Origin of the sequence: Corallococcus sp. AB032C (assembly GCF_003668935.1) — a bacterium.
GTDB lineage: Bacteria > Myxococcota > Myxococcia > Myxococcales > Myxococcaceae > Corallococcus > Corallococcus exiguus.
This window is the reverse complement of record NZ_RAWP01000015.1, coordinates 38819-55796: the sequence shown is the minus strand read 5'-3', so window position 1 is coordinate 55796 and position 16978 is coordinate 38819. Positions and strand designations below refer to the sequence as shown.

Genomic DNA, 16978 nt, shown 5'->3' with positions numbered 1-16978 from the left:
GGCCCGCCGGATTCAACTCCTCGGAGGTGCGAGGCCATGATCTACGACTGCCCCATCCGCGAAGGCGCGCAGCTGCATCCCGATGCGGAAGCGCTGCGCTTCGCCGGACAGATCTGGACCTTCCGCGCCCTGGACGAAGAGGTGACGCGCTGGACGCAAGCCCTGGCCGCGCGAGGCTTGGACCAGGGGGACCGCGTGGCGTTGCTTTCCACGAGCCGCCCGTCGGTGACCTTCCTCTTCTGGGCGCTGGGGCGTCTGGGCGCGATCTTCGCCCCGCTCAATGCCAGGCTCACGCCCGCGGAGCTGCAACCCCTGATGGAGGACGTCGAGCCCCGGCTCACGCTGGTGCTCGGAGCCCTGCGGGACCGGCTCCCGGATGCAGAGGTCCTGGAGTCCTTCCCTGACGGCGTGACGACCCACGCCGTGCCCGCCCGCACCTGGGACGCGGACACGTCCCGGGTCATCCTCTTCACCAGCGGAACGACGGGAAGGCCCAAGGGCGCCGTGCTCACGGAAGGTGCCTTCCGTGCCTCATGCCGCTCCTCCGCCGCGAACCTGGGCGCACACCCCGCGCCGCGCTGGCTGGGCACGCTGCCCCTGTTCCACGTCGGCGGCCTGGCCATGCTCACGCGCACCGCCTACGAAGGCGGCTGCCTCCTCCTGCACGAGCGCTTCGACGCGGACGCCGTCAACCGCGCCATCGACACGGAGGGCGCATCCCACGCCAGCTTCGTCGCCACCACGCTGGAGCGGGTGCTGGACGCGAGACAGGACCGCACGCTGCCCGCGACCTTCCGATGCGCCCTCATCGGCGGAGGCCCCGTCCCCACGGCCCTACTCACGAGGGCACGCGCCGCGGGACTCCTGGCCCTCCAGACCTACGGACTCACCGAGGCCTGCTCCCAGGTCACCACCGAACGCCCCGGTGAAGCGGACGGCCGCACCGCGGGTCCGCCCCTTCCGGGACTGGAGGTCCGCATCGTCGGGACGGAAGGTGAGACGCTCGGTGAAGGTCAGGAGGGGGACGTGGAGGTCCGCGGCCCCACGCTCATGGCCCGCTACTGGCGCCAGCGCGATGCCACGCGCGACGCCTTCCATGACGGCTGGCTGCGCACCCGCGACGTGGGTGTGCTGGACTCGAAGGGGCGCCTCACCCTCCTGTCGCGCCGCACGGACCTCATCGTGCGAGGAGGGGAGAACCTCTATCCGGCCGAAGTCGAAGCCGTCCTCGCCAACCACCCGGCCATCCTGGAGTCCGCCGTGGTCGGCGTGCCGGAGCCGCATTGGGGCGAGGTCCCCGTGGCCTTCGTCGTCCTTCGACCCGGCCACGCCCTCCCCGAGGACCTGGACGCCTGGTGTCGCCAGTCCCTGGCGCGCTTCAAGGTGCCTACACGCTTTGTTGCAGTTGAAACATTGCCTCGGAACGCCATGAGCAAGGTGGAGCGCTCCGTCCTGAGAAAACAGGCTCGGTCTCATCCCCCGTATCAGCCTGGGTCCTAGCAACCCTGAATTCCGGATGGATGAGGTTCGCAGGACTCGCTGAGAAGACCTGTCAGGTTGGGTTATAATATTCCGCTGTGGGGGGATCCTGAGAGGAAGCTCAAGGTGAGTACCGCAGTGGAAGCAGTGAAGGTGGAAGGGCAGTCCGAGGCGATCCACATCGATGCGCACGCCAGCAAAGCCGCTGGCGCGATGAAGTGCCCCCATCTGGGCGCCCAGTACAATCCGTTCGCGGGACCGCACGTCGAGGATCCACATCCGTTCTACGCGGAGCTGAGACGGGACGCGCACGTCAGCTACAACCCCATGCTGGGGATGTGGCTGGTGAGCCGTTACGAGGACATCTGCCACGTGCTCAAGGATCCGACGCGCTACTCGTCGGCGGACCTGGGCAACATGGGTTCGGTGCTGTCCCCGGCGACGCTCGCGGTGCTCGCCGAGGGCTATCCCCTGGCGGACAGCCTGATCAACTCGGATCCGCCCGCGCACACCCGGCTGCGCAAGCTGCTGGGCCGCGGCTTCTCCGCCCAGCGCATCGCCGCGCAGGAAGCCCCCATCCGCGCCGTCTCCGAAGAACTCATCCAGGCCTTCGCGCGCAAGGGACACGCGGACCTGGTGACCGAGTTCGCGTACCCGCTGCCCGTGCGAGTCATCCTGGGCATGGCGGGTGTGCCCCAGGAGGACATGGCGGACATCAAGCGCTGGTGTGACGACTTCTTCCGGATGATCTTCACCCGCGTTCCGCCTGAAGAGCAGCCGCCGCTCGCGCGCAGCTGGGTCACCTACCAGCACTACGTGGCCCGCCTCATCCGCGACCGCACGGACGACCCCCGCGACGACCTGATCAGCTACCTGGTCACCACCGACGCGGACGGGGAAGCGCTCACGCTGCCGGAGCTGATCATCGCCATCGCCGGAAGCATGCTGGCGGCGGGCCACGAAACCACCACCGCGCTGCTCGCCCAGTGCTGGAAGCAGGCCCTGCTCCAGCCCGGCCTCTGGCAGCGGCTGCGCGAGGACCGCTCGCTGGTGCCGCACCTCATCGAGGAGACGCTGCGCTTCGACTCCGTGGCGCACGGGATGATCCGCACCACCACGGAGGATGTGGAGCTCGCGGGCGTCGCGCTGCCCAAGGGCTCGCGGCTGCTCCTGCTCTACGCGTCCGGAAGCCGTGACTCCGCGCTGCTCGCGGACGGGGAGCACTTCGACATCTCCCGGCACCACCCGACGCACCTGGGCTTCGGCCGGGGCATCCACTTCTGCATCGGGGCGCCGCTCGCGCGGCTGGAGGCGCTCATCGCCACCAACCTGCTGCTGGATCAGCTCCCGGACCTGAAGCTGGAGGAGAACCCGGACTTCGGCCACACGCAGTCGCTGACCATCCGCACCATCCAGCACCTGCGCGTCAACTGGACCCCCACCGGGGCCTGAACGCTCCCCTTGAGGCTCCCGTCCCGCCCGTGGTGCCCCCACGGACGGGCCGGGTGCTTCATCCGCGTCTCAGCACTCCGACGCGGGGTGACCCCAGGGGTTGCTGCGCGGGTACTGGCGCAGCAGCGTGCACAGGCGGTGCGCGGCGAGCATCGTCGCGGACGGCCGCGGCGGCTCGGCGTGCATCGCCGTCTGGCCCAACCGGGCCGCCTGCAGTGCCAGCGCGTGCTGGACTTCGGGTGACCAACGCTTGAATTCGAGCCATTCCATGAGCCTGCTCCTCGTTGAAGGAGCGGCCATTGAACCCCCTTCAAACCTGGAAATCACGACGCCCCGCGTCGGCCCGGGGCGTCAGTGACCTCCTGCTGACAGGCCACTCAAGCCTTCGAGGGGGTGGCGGGTCGGCCAATGAGCATCATCAAGCCGAAGGGGTTCCCCGGGTTGGTGAGCCGGTCGATTTCCCAGATGTAGTCGTCGCTCAGGCCGTGGGTGAGCTCGCGCATCTCCTCCACGGAGTACGTGCGCAGACAGGACACCACGCCGTCGAACGCCGCCGCGATGGGGATGAGCGGCATGAGGTAGGTGAGGGCGAGCCTGTCCGCGCGAATGGGGCGGATGAACGGCGTCGTCAGCGGCACGTTGATCAGCGCCGCCGCCGTCATCGCGATGGCCGGCCCGCGCCGCTCCACCAGCTCCATGATGGCGATGCCCCGGCGCTGGGCCACGGCGTCCGCCAGCACCTTGCGCGCCATGTCCGGCGGCAGGTGGTGGAACGAATTGCACATGATGCGGAAGCCCTTGTACGTCGCGGGCACCGCCGTCGCGTCCACCGGCGTCGTCACGTAGTCGATGCGGCCCGGGTTCGCCGCCTTCGCCTTCTCGAACGCGGAGATCTCCGGGTACAGGTCCGTCAGGAGCGCCGTCGCCTGGTAGCCCTCCTGCGACTCCAGCATCTCCAGCAGCTTCGGCACCGGCCCCGCGCTGCCGGACGCCATGTCCAACAGCTGCGTCTCGCCCATCTCCGCCATCGCGCCCTTGAGCCGCTTCACGAACTCCGAATAGCGGTCATCCGACAGGCTCCACACGTACGCGAGGAAGTCCGTCACGCCCCGGCGCAGCACCTTCGGGAACCAGGGCTGATCCTCTAATTCAAAAAGTTGCAGTCTGGGCATAATCGCTGGGCGCTCCAAGGGGCTCAGTGGGGGAGACGACTCCCGTACTGTCCCGCAGTCCCGAGCGACGTACAAGGGGCGCCTTCCAGGGGCATCCGCACACATCTGGGTGCCGTGAAACACGGACAAGACCCAGAATTCCTGCGGCCTCCGCGAAACTTTGAAGCCTTGCAGGAAACCACTGCGCGAAAGGCAGACAGCGGACCGCGCGTGCTGTTCAGCCCTGCAAGGTTTCTGGAGGGGTGCGTTTGATTAACAGGCGGTCGGAATGACGCAGACCGGGTGTTTCTGACTCGGGGGGGCAGGCAGCCAGGATCGCGTCGAAACAGCGTATCCAGAGTGGGGTTGCCGAAGTTTATAGGTATTATTACTTACGACACTGGCGACCGAGGGGGGCTTCGGTCGTCCGGTCGCTCGGTTCAAAACGGATCAGCTCGCACACAACGGGAGGGAGTAATGGCTCCGGAATCTGTTGATGTGATCGTCGTCGGAAGCGGCCCGGTGGGGGCCATGGCGGCGAACCTGCTCGGCCAGTACGGCTTGCGCACCGTGGTCATCGAGAAGGAGACCACCGCGCACACCCAGTCCCGCGCCATCAACGCGGACGACGAAGCGCAGCGCATCTTCCAGTCCGCCGGTCTCACGGGGGAACTGGGGCCGGGTTTCCACCCGTGCCTGAAGATGACCTACGTGGACGACGAGATGCGGATGCTCGCCGAGGTGGACTTCACCAAGGTGGAGCGCCCCAACGGCCACCCCATCGGCTCGCTCTTCAACCAGCCTCGCCTGGAGGCCTCGCTGCACCGGGGCATGGAGCGCTTCGCGCACGTCAGCATGTGGCGCGGCCATGAAGTCGAATCCTTCATGCAGGACGACGAAGGCGTGTCCGTGCGCGTGAAGGACAACGTCGCCGGCCGCACCATGACGGTGCGCGCGCGCTACCTGCTCGCTTGCGACGGCGCGAAGAGCGGCATCCGCCGCCGGCTGGGCCTGAAGCTGGAGGGCACCACGGCGCTGGAGCACGCGCTGGCAGTCTCCGTGGAGACGCAGTCGTCCGCGCCGGACTTCACCTACTACCCCTGCGGCCCGGAGCGCGTGGGCATCGTGACGCGCACCGCGCACGACGAGATCCGCTTCGACACGCTGGTGAAGCCGGGGCAGGACCTGGAGTACGTGAAGACGCCCGAGTACGTGCGCGGCATCATCGCGCCCTTCATCGACCCGGACACCGTGAAGGTGAAGAGCGTCAACCTCTACGCCTACCACAGCCGCATGGCGGAGAAGTGGCGCGTGGGCCGCGTGTTCCTGCTCGGGGACGCCGCGCACCTCATGCCGCCGTTCCTGGGGCAGGGCCTGTGCTCCGGCCTGCGCGACGCGGCGAACCTCACCTGGAAGCTGGCGCACGTGCTGGGCGGCGCCGCGGACGCGTCGCTCCTGGACACCTACGAGGTGGAGCGTCGGCCGCACGCCGCGGAGATGATGCGGATGTCGGACGCGCTGGGCTCGATGCTGGCGTCGGGCGGCCCGTTCATGGCCCGCGCGCGCAACGCCTTCATCAAGCTGCTGTACCACATGCCCGTCACCGGCCCGTTCATCCGCGAGTACAAGATGAAGCCGAACCTCTTCCACGCGGAGGGGTTCGTCTTCGGCGGCAAGCGCGGCAAGTCCAAGCAGGCGGCGGAAGGCGCCTACTTCCCGCAGCCGCGCGTGGAGCACGGCGAGGAAGGGGAGCGCCCGCTGGATGACGTCATCGGCCAGCGCTTCGCGGTGCTGACGCGGCCGGGTGCGCCCGCGGACGTCCAGCAGGCGGCCAAGGCGCTGGCGGAGGACATCGGCGGCGTGTGGCTGTCCGTGGCGCCGGCGGCGCGCTCCGGCGCGGGCCGCTCCGGCGAGGTGGTGGACCTGGAGGGCAAGCTGGGTGAGTGGTTCGCCCAGCACGGCTCGGACCTGGTCGTCCTGCGCCCGGACCGCTACGTCTACGCGGCCACGAACAGCGCGGGTGTCGCGCAGGTCCACGCTTCGCTGAAGCAGGCCGTCCGCGCGCTCACCCGCTGGGGCAACCGGGGTTCCCGGCGGGCGGCGCAGCTCGGGGCCTGAGGCTTCTTCAGGCGGTGGCGGACTGGAGGATCTGCCGGGCCTTCGCCATGCAGTCGCCGTAGAAGCGCAGGTAGATGTCCAGGGCACGGGCGCCCGTCTTCGCGATGGTCGCCGCGTGCTCGGGCTTCTGGCCCAGCAGCTTGTTGAGCATGACCTCGTTGAGCGCCGTGTGGCCCACGTCCAGCTCCACGTGCTCCTTGATGAACGACAGCGAGTTCATCACGTCCGGGCCCAGCACGGCCTTGCACTGCTCGATGAGGCGGGGCGCGAACACCACCGACAGGTTTTCGATCTCGTACTCGATGGCGACCTGGCCGCCCGGCATGGGGCCCGCGATGGTCTCCTCGTGGATCTGCCGGTACTCCTGCATGGCCGGGGTGGGGGCCTGCGCCATCAGGGCCTCCGCGTCCAGCTTGGGAAAGCGGCGGGCGTTCCAGCTGGCCACCAGGTTCTTCGTGTCCTCCACCATCATCAGGTGGTGACCGGCCTCGTGCTTGGCGTGGGTGATGAGCTTCTCGCCCACGTCCACCATCCCCGCCTTCACACACGCCTCACCGGCGCGGCGGATCCACCCGTCCACGGGCTCCGTCATGTAGACGCCCAGGGCACACAGCTGGATGAGGAAGGCCTCCAGCAGGGCGGGCTCCACGTTGGGGTCCAGCAGCGTCGTCACGTGGGGACCGGTCGCCAGCAGGTGACGGACGTCGGTGACGTGGGGGAGGTACTGCTCTTCGACGAGGGGCTTGGTCATGGGGGGAATCCTCAACGGGAGTGGGCACCACGGCGCCCGATGGTGAGTTCGCTGATGTGCTCCAAGAAATCCGGGACGAGCTTGGCGGAGATGATCCAGAGGTACGGATCCGGCCCGTCGTGCAGGCCGCACTCCTGCACGTAGTCGCCGCCCTCGTCCTCGCGCAGATAGAGGAAGGAGGGGCGGTTGCGCGCGGCGTACCAGCGGCGCGCCGCGTCCAGGAGCGCCGAGTACGCGCGCGTTCCATCCCCCAGCAGGGAGAACAGGCGCGTGTTGTCCAGCAGGCGGAAGAGGTTCGCGCCCAGCTGGCCCAGCTCCACCACGGCGGCGGCGTGGGGGACACCGTCGCGGCGGGCGACCAGGACGGTGCGCTCGCGCTCCATGCCGAAGCTCTTCCACTTCGCCGTGACGGGCCCCATGTCCATCCGGTCGCGGGTGAGGTCCAACGACTGCACGTAGCACTCGGGGAACTGCTGGGCGATGGTCGCCGCCAGCAGGCTCAGCTCGCTCGCGGTGGCGGGGCCCACCGTGTACGGGTGCACGCGGCCGGTCAGCTCGTTGCTGAAGGCCTTCATCTTCTGGATCTTCCGCGTGAAGGCCAGGGGCGAACCGGCCTCCATCTGGCGCTGCGCGTACTTCACGTGCGCCTTGTTGATCCACGGGTTGAGGGCCTCCACGTAGGCCACCACCCAGTGGAAGTCCGGGTCGCTCTGCGGGTGCTCGAAGGTGCGTAGGTAGAGGTCGCGCATGATGGCGCCCGCCTCCTTCAACCCCTCCGGCGGCTTGCCGGGCCGCTTCGCCACCTGGTGGCCCAGCCACGCGTTGCGGTACGGCTTGGTGAAGGACAGCGTCGCTTCAATGCCGCGCTCGGACGGCCACACCGCGTTGCAGAACAGCTGCGGCACTTCCGCGGCGCGCTTCGCCAGCGACGCGAAGTTCTGCTTCAGCTCCTCGAACTCCGCGGGGGTGCTGCCGCCCAGGCTGAAGAAGCCGGAGCGGTTGAACAGGTCCCACAGCTCATCCACCAGGCCCTCGCTGGTGCGCGTGGCCGGAGACATCGTCTGGGACACGAAGCGCACCCAGCGCGCCTCGTCGGAAGAGTAGGGCAGCACGCTCAGGCCGCACAGCACGGTGCCGTCCGCGCGCATGCCGCTGACGTAGCGGATCTCCCCGCGCACGCTCACCCGCTGGCCGTCGCCCAGCTCCAGCTCGATGAGGGGCGGCAGCAGGCCCGGGAAGAGCAGGTCCTGCGGCTGGCAGCGCATGCACAGGCCGGAGAAGGACAGGTCCAGCACCTCGCGGCGCATCAGCCCCTGCTCCCGCCAGAGCGGGTGGTGGAACCGGGCGTGCACGCCCTCGGGGGCGGCGACGCGGCGGTGCCAGCGGTGGCGGATGCGGAACAGCTGCTCGGGCAGGGGGGTGAAGAGGCGGTCACCCTCGGTGCGGCCCGTCTCCACGCGCAGGCGGTACGCGGAGTTGTAGCCGATGACGTCGATGTCGTACGCCGGCTCGCCGAAGTCCGGGGTGGACTCCTCCGTACGCCACTCCAGCTGACCGGAAGAAGAGTGGAAGCGCTCAAGCACCATGCGCACCACCCGGCCCTGGCGGCGCAGCACGCCCTTGTTCCCGGACGCGCAGATGGCGGTGAAGATGGAGCGGATCCGCTCCGCGTCCGTAATGATGTCCTGCACGGGCAGCGCGGAGGCCGCCGGCACCGCCACGCCCTGGCGAAGCGCGTCCGACAGGAAGCCCAGGATCTGACGCCCCTGCTCCAGCGTCACGCCCACCAGCTGCAGCCCCACCGGCGCGTTCGGGGCGTCCATGTCCGTCCGGATGAACGCGCCATTGAGCGGGCCAATCGTGGCGCCGTTGCACGTCAGGTACACCGGGAAGGTGCGCGACTCGGCCGGGTCCGCCAGCGGCTGCCGCGGGGCCACCCACACCACCGTCGGAGACAGCCGCGTCACCTCACCCAGCACCGCGTCCGGCCGGCCCACCGCGCAGGTGATGGCCGTGGGGCCGCTGCCGTGCAGCGAGTAGCCCGAGTCATCCAGGGCGGCTTCCGCAGGGGGCAGGGGAATCACGTTGCGCAGCGCGTCGCCACTGCCGAATTCGATCGCATGCCGGAACTTCGAGGACGCCGGGATCCCTCCATCCATCGTCAGGACTCCCCTCTTGCGGGCAGCGCTACCGTTCGTGGTCGGCGATGTTGCGAGCACAACACTTCCTCCCTGATTCACTGGAGACGCTGACGGCTCTGGATTCTGGGAAGACATATTGAAGGTCTCGGCCGTAACAGTCAAATCGAATTTATATGCCTGGGCTGTTTTTTCGGCCCCTCCCCTGACTCACCCTGGGTCGCAGTTGACCGGCTATGTACGGGTTTTCCGAGGAGTAATCAGGACCCAGCGTGCGCATCCATATCAGCAAGATGGCGCAGGGCTGTAACCCTCCTTCACGTGAATAAGCGGTGGCGGTCCGGGGCTGACGGGCAATGGACCCTGTCAGGGGGGGCCGTTATGGTCGGTACTTCTGGGACTGGCCGGGGATGGGAGCCGCGAATGAGCGCAGCGCTGGATGTGAAGGGATCGCCGGGGGACGCGGGAGCCTCCTTCGGTGGCCAGGGGCTCGAGTCCGTGGACCTTCCAGACGTCTTCCAGGTGGACGTGGCGGTGTGCGTGCGTGACGCGCTGGGGCTGCTCGGCGCGACGCGGCGGCTGCGCGACATGGAGGTGGCGCTGGAGCTCCCCGAGGACCCGGTGATCGCCCGGGTCAGCCGGCGCCGCCTGGAGCAGGTGCTCCTGTTGCTCGTCGCCCACGCGGCGGACGTGGCCCCGCAGGCGGCGCCCTCCGTGCGGGTGGTGGTGGATCCGCCGGACGATTTCGGGGACGTGGGGCCGCGCTTCCAGGTGGTGATGCCCGGCGTGAGTCTCTCTGAGCGGGAGACGCGCTCGGTGGTGCTGTCGCCGCTGCGCGTGGGCAGCACCCAGCGGCGGCTCGCCCGCGCGCGGGAGCTGGTGGATGCCATGGGCGGCGAGTTCGCGGTGGAGCGCCTGGAGGAGGGGACGGCCGTGAGCGTCGTCCTGCCGGCTCCTGGGCTCGCGAGCTTCTAGGGCGCGCCCGAATTCCGGAATAACGATCCTGCTTTCCGGACCATTGGCTGCGATAAGCGCGGCACGCCCCGGGTGCGTCCAACCCAGGGGGACGTGCGGCCAAACTCCTTGACGACCGGGGGCGGGTTCCCGACTATCCGCCGCCTCTCAATACCCCGGTCTCAATCAGGAGTTTGCGTTCATGGCGCCTCCCTCTGGCGAGAAGATCACCCTGCAGAACGGCAAGCTGACCGTTCCGAACAACCCGATCATCCCCTTCATCGAGGGCGACGGCACCGGCCGCGACATCTGGAAGGCCTCGCAGGCCGTGTTCGACGCGGCGGTGGAGAAGGCGTACGGCGGCAAGAAGAAGATCTCCTGGTACGAGGTGCTGGCCGGTGAGAAGTCCTTCAAGCAGGTGAACAACTGGCTGCCGGACGAGACGGTCGCCGCGTTCCGCGAGTACCTGGTGGGCATCAAGGGCCCGCTGACGACGCCGGTGGGCGGTGGCATCCGCTCCCTGAACGTGGCGCTGCGCCAGATGCTGGACCTGTACGTCTGCCTGCGCCCCGTGCGCTACTTCAAGGGCGTGCCCAGCCCGGTGAAGCAGCCGGACAAGGTGGACATGGTCATCTTCCGTGAGAATACGGAAGACATCTACGCGGGCATCGAGTTCGAGGCCGGCACCGCGCAGGCGGAGAAGTTCCTGGCCTGGCTGAAGCAGGAGTTCCCCAAGGACGCGGGCAAGATCCGCTTCTCGGCGAACGTGGGCATCGGCATCAAGCCCGTGTCCCAGGAAGGCACGGAGCGCCTGGTGCGCGCGGCCATCCAGTACGCGGTGGACCTCAAGCGCAAGAGCGTCACGCTGGTCCACAAGGGCAACATCATGAAGTTCACCGAAGGCGCGTTCCGCAAGTGGGGCTACGACCTCGCGGCGCGTGAGTTCGGTGACAAGGTCTACACCTGGGACCAGTGGGAGGCCACCAAGGCCGCCAAGGGCGAGGAGGCCGCCAACGCCGAGCAGAAGGCCGCGGTGTCCGCCGGGAAGATCCTCATCAAGGACTCCATCGCGGACATCACCCTGCAGCAGGTGCTGACCCGTCCGGACGAGTTCGACGTCATCGCCACGCTGAACCTCAACGGCGACTACCTGTCGGACGCGCTCGCGGCGCAGGTGGGCGGCATCGGCATCGCGCCGGGCGGCAACATCAACTACGTCTCCGGCCACGCCGTCTTCGAGGCCACCCACGGCACCGCGCCGAAGTACGCGGACCTGGACAAGGTGAACCCGGGCTCCGTCATCCTCTCCGGCGAGATGATGCTCCGCCACATGGGCTGGAACGAGGCCGCGGACCTGATCATCAAGGGCATGGACAAGGCCATCGCGGCGCGCACCGTGACGTACGACTTCGCGCGCCTGATGAAGCTGGAGACGAAGGAGACCGTGTCCGAGGTGAAGTGCTCGGAGTTCGGTCAGGCCATCATCAAGCACATGTAGTCCCCACCCCCAAAGCAGGAGGGCGAAACCATGGCTCACAAGAAGAAGAAGATCGGCCTCATCGGTGGCGGTCAGATCGGCGGCAACCTGGCGCTGCTGGCGGTCCAGAAGAACCTTGGCGACGTGGTGCTCTACGACATCCCGGCGGCCGAGGGTCTGGTCAAGGGCAAGGCGCTGGACATCAACCAGCTGTCCGCGGTGGACGGCTACGACAGCCGCGTCACCGGCTCCACCGACTGGAAGGACGTCGCGGGCTCGGACGTGATCATCATCACGGCCGGCGTGCCCCGGAAGCCCGGCATGTCCCGCGAGGACCTGCTCGAGGTCAACCTGAAGATCATGAAGGACGTGGCGGGCAACATCAAGCAGCACGCCCCGGACGCCTTCGTCATCAACGTGGCCAACCCGCTGGACGCGATGGTGTTCGCGCTCCACAAGATCGCCGGCCTGAAGGACAACATGGTCGTGGGCATGGCGGGCGTGCTGGATACCAGCCGCTTCAAGTGCTTCGTGGCCGAGGCCCTGGGCTCCTCCATCCGTGACGTGGAGGCGCTGGTGCTCGGCGGCCACGGCGACGACATGGTCCCGCTCGTGCGCCACAGCACCGTGGGCGGCGTGCCCCTGACCCAGCTCATCGCCAAGGACAAGCTGGACGCCATCATCGACCGCACCCGCAAGGGCGGCGCGGAGCTGGTGGGCCTGTACAAGACGGGCAGCGCCTACTTCGCCCCGGCGTCCTCCTCCATCGCCATGGCGGAGAGCTTCCTCTTCGACCGCAAGCGCGTGCTGCCGGCCGCCGCCCTGCTCAAGGGCCAGTACGGCATCAGCGACTTCTTCTTCGGCGTCCCCGCCCAGATCGGCGCGGGCGGCGTGGAGAAGATCATCGAGGTGGAGCTGAACGACGCGGAGAAGGCCGAGCTGAGCAAGTCCTTCACCTCCGTCAAGGGCACCGTCGACCTCGTGAAGCTGTAGTCCCCGGTCTTCGGCCGGGCCCGCTGGAATGCTGCTGGCGGGCCCCGCCTGATGCCGTGAATGATCCGGGCTTATCCCCGGGCGCACCGTCCTTGCGGCGGTATTTTTCCAAGTTAACTAGCGTGTTGGACTCGCACCTGGCACGGGAGCGGGGCAGCGTCGCGAAGCAGGACTTCAGCGGCCCCCCGTGAAGGCACCCCCCCGGCTGCCGGTGGTCAAGGAGACGATGATGGCGGCAGCAGCGCGATTCACGGTGGTGGGCGGCGGTCTCGCCGGGCTGATGACGACGATCAAGCTGGCGGAGGCGGGTCACCAGGTGGACGTGCTCTCGCTCGTCCCCGTCAAGCGTTCCCACTCCGTCTGCGCCCAGGGCGGCATCAACGGCGCGGTGAACACCAAGGGTGAGGGCGACCACCCGGACATCCATGTGAAGGACACGCTGCGCGGCGGCGACTTCCTCGCGGAGCAGGTGTCCGTGAAGGGCATGTGCTACGCGGCGCCCGGCATCATCTACCTGCTGGATCGCATGGGCGTGACGTTCAACCGCACGCCGGAAGGCCTGCTGGACTTCCGCCGCTTCGGCGGCACACTGCACAACCGCACCGCGTTCGCGGGCGCCACCACCGGCCAGCAGCTGCTCTACGCGCTGGACGAGCAGGTCCGCCGCTACGAGGCGGAGGGCAAGGTCACCAAGTACGAGTACTGGGAGTGGCTGGGCACGGTGAAGGACGAGTCCGGCCGCTGCATCGGCAGCGTGGCCATGGACCTGCGCACCATGGAGATCCGCACCTTCCCGGCGGAGGCGGTGTGCCTGGCCACGGGTGGCCCGGGCATCGTCTTCGGGCGCTCCACCAACTCCATCATCAACACCGGCACCGCCGCGGGCCGCGCGTACATGGAAGGCGCGCTGTACGCCAACGGCGAGTTCATCCAGGTGCACCCCACCTCCATCCCGGGCGAGGACAAGCTGCGCCTGATGAGCGAATCCGTGCGCGGCGAAGGCGGCCGCGTCTGGGTGCCCCGGAAGAAGGGCGACACGCGCAACCCCCGGGAGATTCCGGAGAGCGAGCGCTGGTACTTCCTGGAGGAGAAGTACCCCAAGTACAAGAACCTGGTGCCGCGCGACGTGGCGACGCGCGAGATCTTCATGGTCTGCCGCGACCTGGGCCTGGGCCTGGGCGGGCGCGACGGCGTGTACCTGGACGTGACGCACATCCCGGCCAAGACGCTCGACGCGAAGATCAAGGGCGTGATGGAGATCTACGAGAAGTTCGTCGGAGATGATCCGCGCCACACGCCCATGGTCATCTTCCCGGGCATGCACTACTCGATGGGCGGCCTGCACGTCTCCTTCGAGGCCGACTCGCGCACGCAGACGCCGCTGGACGGCAGCCCGGTGAACCAGAGCACGCGCATCCCGGGCCTGTACGCGGCCGGCGAGGCGGACTCCGCCTTCCACGGCGCGAACCGCCTGGGCGCCAACTCGCTCCTGTCCTGCATCTACTCCGGCATGATCGGCGGCCCGGCGATGGTGTCCTTCGCCAAGAACCAGGAGACCAGCGCCGCGGCGATGCCGGAGAAGTACTTCGCGGACGCGAAGAAGTACTGGCAGGACCGCTTCGCCACCATCAAGGCGATGAACGGGCAGGAGAACCCGTACCAGATCGCCAAGGAGCTGGGCGAGGTGATGACGGAGAACTGCACCGTCGTCCGCTACAACGACCGCTTGAAGAAGACCATCGAGCGCGTCCGCGAGCTCAAGCAGCGCTGGAACAACGTCAACGTGCTGGACACGGGCGTCGTCGCCAACCGCGCGCTGTCGTACACCAACCAGGTGTGGAACATGCTGGAGCTGGGCGAGGTCATCGCCACCAGCGCGCTCCTGCGCGACGAGAGCCGCGGCGCCCACTACAAGCCGGACTTCTCCCTGCCGGAGCCCAAGGTGAAGGACCCGACCAAGGATCCGGAGTGGATGGACCTGTGGCGCAAGCGCCACGAGAAGTGGGCGAAGACGACCATCGCCACCTACGCCACCCAGGGCCCGCAGATCTCCTACCAGGACCTGCCCACGCCCGTGCTGGACCCCGAGCCCCGCTGGTACGCGTAAGGCGTTCGTTTTCTTTCCGGGCCCGCGCGCGTCGTCATCCGGCGCACGCGGGCACCGCCACCTGATTTGGCAGTGAAGGGAAGGGCAGCCGCACCATGGACACCGCACAGGCCAGCGCCGTCAGCTCGAAGACCATCGCCTTCCGCATCTGGCGGCAGGATGACCCGAACAAGCCCGGGCACTTCGAAGAGTTCAAGGTTCCCTATGCGAAGGGCGCCAACGTCATCTCCTGCCTGATGGAGATCCAGCGCAACCCCGTCACCGCGGAGGGCAAGAAGGTGGCCCCCGTGGTGTGGGACTCCGCGTGCCTCGAGGAGGTGTGCGGCAGCTGCGCCATGAACATCAACGGCCGGGTGCGCATGGCGTGCTCCGCCCTGGTGGACAAGCTCCAGCAGCCCATCACCCTGGAGCCGATGAAGAAGTTCCCGGTGGTGCGCGACCTCACCGTGGACCGCGACCGCATGTTCGAGTCGCTCAAGCGCGTGAAGGGGTGGATCCCCGTCGACGGCACGTACAACCTGGGCCCCGGCCCGCGCCAGTCGCAGAAGGACCACTCCGTGATGTACGTGCTGTCCACGTGCATCACCTGCGGCAGCTGCCTGGAGGCGTGCCCCCAGGTGACGCTGGACAACGACTTCATCGGCGCCGCGCCCATCAGCCAGGCCCGCCTGTTCAACATGCACCCCACGGGCAAGCTGAACGCGGAGGAGCGCACCCGCGCCCTCATGGGCCCCGGCGGCATCCAGGACTGCGGCAAGGCGCAGAACTGCGTGAAGGTCTGCCCGAAGGAGATCCCCCTCACCACCTCCATCGCGGTGATGAACCGCGAGGTGAGCAAGCTGATCATCAAGGACATCTTCTTCAAGGAAGAGGAGCAGAAGGCCTCCGCCGGTCCGGGCTAACCCTCCCGGACGCTGACCTGGCTTGCTCGCGGCCCCGTGCCTGCGCCCCCTGTCACTGGGGCGCCGGGCGGGGCCGTGTCCATTTGGGTGAAGGCCGCCTCATTCGCCCGGACACCGGGTGTTATCCCGGGAGGCGAAGCCTGTGTCCCCGCGCGACGCTGGAGGCCAAACGGCCTTGCCATCCGTCGTTTTCTGCGCAATGAGGGCCCGCGTTGACGCCCCGTGTAGGGGTTGTCCTCGTCTCCCCTCGTCCCACCCGGAGATTCGATGAAGATCCACGAGTACCAGGGCAAGGAACTCTTCCGGAAGTATGGCGTGCCCACGCCGCGCGGCATCCTCGCGCTCTCTCCCGATGAGGCGGAGGCCGCGGCGAAGGAACTCGCCACGCCCGTCGTCGTCGTGAAGGCGCAGATCCACGCAGGCGGCCGCGGCAAGGGCGGCGGCGTGAAGCTGGCCAAGAGCCCCGCGGAGGCCAAGGCGCTCGCCCAGCAGATCCTGGGCATGATGCTCAAGACCATCCAGACCGGCCCGGAAGGGCAGAAGGTCAACAAGGTCTACATCGAAGAGGGCCTGGACATCGGCCAGGAGCTGTACCTGGGCGTGACGCTCGACCGCGCCACCAGCCGCATCACCTTCATGGCGTCCACCGAGGGCGGCGTGGAGATTGAAGAAGTGGCGGAGAAGCACCCGGAGAAGATCCTCCGCGCCATCGTGGACCCCACGGTGGGCTTCGCGGACTTCCAGGGCCGGGAGCTGGCCTTCGGGCTGGGCCTGACGGGCCCCACGGTGAACAAGTTCGTCCAGTTCTGCGCCGCGCTCTACAAGATGTACGTGGAGACGGACGCGTCCCTGGTGGAGATCAACCCGCTGGTCATTCGCAAGAGTGGCGGCGTGGTGGCGCTCGACGCGAAGGTGGACTTCGACGAGAACGCGCTCTACCGGCACAAGGACCTGCTGGAGTACCGCGACGTGGCGGAGGAGGAGCCCCGCGAGACGCAGGCCAAGGAGCACGACCTGGCCTACATCGCGCTGGACGGCAACATCGGCTGCATGGTGAACGGCGCGGGCCTGGCCATGGCCACCATGGACACCATCAAGCTGGTGGGCGGCGCTCCGGCCAACTTCCTGGACGTGGGCGGCGGCGCGACCAAGGAGAAGGTGACGGCGGCCTTCAAGCTCATCCTCGCGGATCCGCAGGTCAAGGCGGTGCTCGTCAACATCTTCGGCGGCATCATGAAGTGTGACGTCATCGCGGAGGGCATCATCGCGGCGGCGAAGGAAGTGCAGCTGAAGATCCCGCTCGTGGTGCGCCTGGAAGGCACCAACGTGGAGCAGGGCAAGGAGTTGCTGCGCAACTCCGGGCTGGCCATCACTCCCGCGGACAACCTTCGCCAGGCGGCCGAGAAGGCCGTGGCGGCCATCAAGTAGGGCCTTCGCCCCCTCTTTCCTGAAAGAA

The 16978-nt window shown here is 68.0% G+C and carries 13 protein-coding genes; 9 read left to right on the top strand and 4 right to left on the bottom strand.

The window, feature by feature from the left end; all coding sequences use genetic code 11:
- Positions 1–36 precede the first annotated feature (36 nt).
- Both menE and D7X99_RS09255 read left to right on the top strand, forming a co-directional pair.
- Complete coding sequence (gene menE / locus D7X99_RS09260; protein ID WP_121777447.1) at positions 37–1500, top strand: o-succinylbenzoate--CoA ligase; 1464 nt, start codon at positions 37–39, stop codon at positions 1498–1500.
- Between the two features lie 105 nt (positions 1501–1605).
- Positions 1606–2931, top strand: coding sequence for a cytochrome P450 (locus D7X99_RS09255; RefSeq protein WP_121777446.1), 1326 nt, complete (start codon positions 1606–1608; stop codon positions 2929–2931).
- 69 nt (positions 2932–3000) lie between these two features.
- Here the strand turns inward: D7X99_RS09255 and D7X99_RS09250 are convergent, their stop codons facing one another.
- Positions 3001–3201 (bottom strand): hypothetical protein, encoded by a 201-nt coding sequence (locus D7X99_RS09250; protein WP_120576700.1) that lies wholly within the window; start codon positions 3199–3201, stop codon positions 3001–3003.
- A gap of 107 nt (positions 3202–3308) precedes the next feature.
- Complete coding sequence (locus D7X99_RS09245; RefSeq protein ID WP_126932977.1) at positions 3309–4103, bottom strand: class I SAM-dependent methyltransferase; 795 nt, start codon at positions 4101–4103, stop codon at positions 3309–3311.
- A 456-nt stretch (positions 4104–4559) separates the two neighbouring features.
- On the opposite strand from D7X99_RS09245, the gene D7X99_RS09240 reads away from it, so the two are divergent.
- The gene (locus tag D7X99_RS09240) at positions 4560–6200 is read left to right on the top strand and encodes a bifunctional 3-(3-hydroxy-phenyl)propionate/3-hydroxycinnamic acid hydroxylase (RefSeq protein ID WP_121777445.1); all 1641 of its coding nucleotides are present in this window, start codon (positions 4560–4562) and stop codon (positions 6198–6200) included.
- Positions 6201–6207: 7 nt separating this feature from the next.
- Here D7X99_RS09240 and D7X99_RS42730 read toward each other — a convergent pair whose 3' ends face one another.
- Both D7X99_RS42730 and D7X99_RS09230 read right to left on the bottom strand, forming a co-directional pair.
- The gene (locus D7X99_RS42730; RefSeq protein ID WP_158626964.1) at positions 6208–6951 is read right to left on the bottom strand and encodes a hypothetical protein; all 744 of its coding nucleotides are present in this window, start codon (positions 6949–6951) and stop codon (positions 6208–6210) included.
- A gap of 11 nt (positions 6952–6962) precedes the next feature.
- Positions 6963–9110 carry a hypothetical protein gene (locus D7X99_RS09230; protein ID WP_169824608.1) on the bottom strand — a complete coding sequence of 716 codons (2148 nt, stop codon included), beginning with the start codon at positions 9108–9110 and terminating at the stop codon, positions 6963–6965.
- A 402-nt stretch (positions 9111–9512) separates the two neighbouring features.
- Between D7X99_RS09230 and D7X99_RS09225 the strand changes: the two genes are divergently transcribed.
- From D7X99_RS09225 to sucC, 6 genes are all read left to right on the top strand, one after another.
- The gene (locus D7X99_RS09225; protein WP_121777443.1) at positions 9513–10064 is read left to right on the top strand and encodes an ATP-binding protein; all 552 of its coding nucleotides are present in this window, start codon (positions 9513–9515) and stop codon (positions 10062–10064) included.
- A gap of 181 nt (positions 10065–10245) precedes the next feature.
- The gene (gene icd, locus D7X99_RS09220; protein ID WP_121777442.1) at positions 10246–11541 is read left to right on the top strand and encodes an NADP-dependent isocitrate dehydrogenase; all 1296 of its coding nucleotides are present in this window, start codon (positions 10246–10248) and stop codon (positions 11539–11541) included.
- A gap of 30 nt (positions 11542–11571) precedes the next feature.
- A complete protein-coding gene (gene mdh, locus D7X99_RS09215) occupies positions 11572–12513 on the top strand; it encodes a malate dehydrogenase (RefSeq protein ID WP_121777441.1) in 942 nt (313 codons plus the stop codon).
- A 229-nt stretch (positions 12514–12742) separates the two neighbouring features.
- Positions 12743–14620 carry a succinate dehydrogenase flavoprotein subunit gene (gene sdhA, locus D7X99_RS09210; RefSeq protein WP_121777440.1) on the top strand — a complete coding sequence of 626 codons (1878 nt, stop codon included), beginning with the start codon at positions 12743–12745 and terminating at the stop codon, positions 14618–14620.
- Between the two features lie 95 nt (positions 14621–14715).
- On the top strand, positions 14716–15522 hold the full coding sequence (sdhB, locus tag D7X99_RS09205; protein ID WP_120576708.1) for a succinate dehydrogenase iron-sulfur subunit: 807 nt from the start codon (positions 14716–14718) through the stop codon (positions 15520–15522).
- 267 nt (positions 15523–15789) lie between these two features.
- A complete protein-coding gene (gene sucC, locus D7X99_RS09200; protein WP_121777439.1) occupies positions 15790–16950 on the top strand; it encodes an ADP-forming succinate--CoA ligase subunit beta in 1161 nt (386 codons plus the stop codon).
- The last annotated feature ends 28 nt before the right edge of the window (positions 16951–16978 follow it).